The 2,437-nt window shown below is 67.7% G+C and carries 2 protein-coding genes; both read right to left on the bottom strand.

The window, feature by feature from the left end; translation table 11 throughout:
* The coding region (locus VFZ20_RS22390) for a VOC family protein (protein ID WP_329686177.1) at nt 1-192 on the bottom strand (192 nt) is incomplete at its 3' end.
* Nucleotides 193-320: 128 nt separating this feature from the next.
* Nucleotides 321-2,039: an AMP-binding protein gene (locus VFZ20_RS22385; RefSeq protein WP_329686176.1), complete on the bottom strand. Its 1,719-nt coding sequence runs from the start codon at nt 2,037-2,039 to the stop codon at nt 321-323.
* Nucleotides 2,040-2,437 lie beyond the last annotated feature (398 nt).

Raw genomic sequence — 2,437 nt, 5'->3', positions numbered from 1 at the left:
GTCGCCCATCTCCGACGGCGGCACGGCGTCGGGGCACTCGCCCAGCATGATCATGCAGTTGTCCCGCTTGACGAAGATCCACCCCGGCGGCTCGTTGACCACCTCGAACCCCAGCGCGTCCACGAAGAACGCCGCCGACATGCGGATGTCGTGCACGGCAAGGACGTAGTGGTTCTGCAGGATCGCGGGCATCGTCCGTCCTTTCCCATCATCAAAGGCATCCCGAACGCGAAAGCCGCGGAGGCGCGGAGGACTTCGTCACACGATGAAGTACTCTGCGTCCTCCGCGGCTCTGCGTGAGAAATCTGTTGCCGTCGTTCTCAGGCCGGGACGGACGTCGCGGCGGGCGCGGGCGTGCGCAGCTCGCGGCGGATGATCTTGCCGATGGGGCTCTTGGGCAGGTCGTCGCGGAACTCCACCTGGCGCGGCACCTTGTACCCCGCCAGCGACTCGCGGCAGTGCTTGACGACGCTTTCCTCCGTGAGCCCCGGGTCCTTCTTGATGATGAAGGCCTTGACCGCCTCGCCCGAGTGCTCGTCGGGCACGCCGATGACGGCCACCTCGCGCACGCCCGGGTGGTTGGCGATGCAGTCCTCCACCTCGTTGGGGTACACGTTGAAGCCGCTGACGAGGATCATGTCCTTCTTGCGGTCCACGATCTTGAAGTAGCCTTCCTCGTCCATCTGCGCCACGTCGCCCGTGTACAGCCAGCCGTCCACCAGCACCTTGGCCGTCTCCTCGGGGCGGTTCCAGTAGCCCAGCATCACCTGCGGCCCCTTGCACGCCAGCTCGCCCGGCTGGCCCACGCCCACCGGCGCGCGCGACTCGTCCACCAGCATCACCTCGGTGGACGGGAAGGGGATGCCGATGGTGCCGTCCTTGACCCGGTCCACGGGGTTGAAGCTGACGACGGGCGACGCCTCGGTCAGGCCGTAGCCCTCCACGACGGGCGTGCCCACCACTTCCTTCCACCGCTTGGCCACGGCGCCGTGCAGCGCCATGCCGCCCGCCACGGACAGCTTGAGCGACCTGGGCGGATTGGCCTGGAACCAGGGCTCGTTGGCCAGCGCGTTGAACAGCGTGTTCACGCCCGAGAACCACGTGACGGGGTACTTCTCGAACGCCTTCTGCAGGTTCTGCGGCGGTCGCGGCGACGGGATGAGCACGTTGTGCCCGCCGATCTGGTAGAACAGCAGAAGGTTCACCGTGAACGCGAAGATGTGGTACAGCGGCAGGGCCGTGAGGATGCTTTCCGCGCCCGAGTTGAGCTGCGCGGTGTTCATGGCCAACATCTGGGCCACGTTGCCCAGCAGGTTGCCGTGCGAGAGCATGGCGCCCTTGCTCACGCCCGTGGTGCCGCCCGTGTACTGCAGCGCGGCCACGGAATGGAGCTCCACGCCGCTCATGTAGCCCGTTACGTCCGCGCCCGCGGCGATCTTGCCCCGTCCGGCCTTGAGGGCGTCCTGCAGGGACGTGGCCGGCACCGTCAGGGCGGGCAGCTGCTTCTTGACGTACTTGAGCACCGTGCGGATGACGAACGCCGGCACGGCGGGGAACCACTCCGTGATGCGCACCGTCACCACGTGCTTTACCCCCGTCTTGGGAAGCACGGGCGGCAGCCGGTCGGCAAACAGGTCGCTGATGACGAGTGCCTTGGCGCCGCTGTCGTTGAACTGGTGGATCATCTCCGGCGGCGTGTACAGCGGGTTGGTGCTCACGGCGATGCACCCCGCCTTGAGCACGCCGAACAGCACCACCGGGTACGCCAGCGAGTTGGGCATCTGGATGGCCACGCGGTCGCCCGCGGCCAGCCCCAGCGTGCCGCGCAGGTACGCCGCGAATTCGTCGGAGTGGCGGTCCACGTCCGCGTACGAGAGCGTGCCGGCCATCCCGTTGGGCATCACCTGTGTAAAGGCCGTCTTGTCGGCGTTTCTCGCGGACTCCCGGCGCACCATGTCGGGCAGGTGCTTGTACGCGATGGGGCCGATGTCTGCCTGGCTGCCGGGCGAATAGTGCGGTACCCAGGGACGGTCCGTCATGGTGCTACCTCCTGGCGCGGGGATGTGGGGCGATGCGGGACGGCCGGCATTCGGGGCGTTGTGGGCGCCGCACCGGCGTTGATCGGACGTTTGTCCTACCACTTTACATGTGATCCGCCGCGAGCGCCAGACGGGCGTGACACCGCTTACAGCAGCATCAACTCTGGATTTTTGATTCCAGATGCGCGTCCGGCGCGGTGGTCGTGCATCGCGGCCGGACCCGCCCGAGCACGAATACCAACGCCGCGCGCCACCCTCCGTTCGAAGTCTACGCCCTCTCCCGCGCAGTTTGCGGGAGAGGGCCGCGAGGAACGAGCGGGGTGAGGGCCTCGAGCGGGGTGAGGGCCTCGAGCGGGGTGAGGGCCTCGAGCGGGGTGAGGGCCCTACCCCGGCAGCTT

The sequence above is a fragment of the Longimicrobium sp. genome (genome assembly GCF_036280135.1).
Lineage (GTDB): Bacteria > Gemmatimonadota > Gemmatimonadetes > Longimicrobiales > Longimicrobiaceae > Longimicrobium.
This window is presented reverse-complemented; position numbering and strand designations above follow the sequence as displayed.

What these genes read in the sequence shown, in the direction of transcription:
- VFZ20_RS22385 (WP_329686176.1), bottom strand. Translation starts at nt 2,039, where the DNA reads ATGACGGACCGTCCCTGGGTACCGCACTATTCGCCCGGCAGCCAGGCA.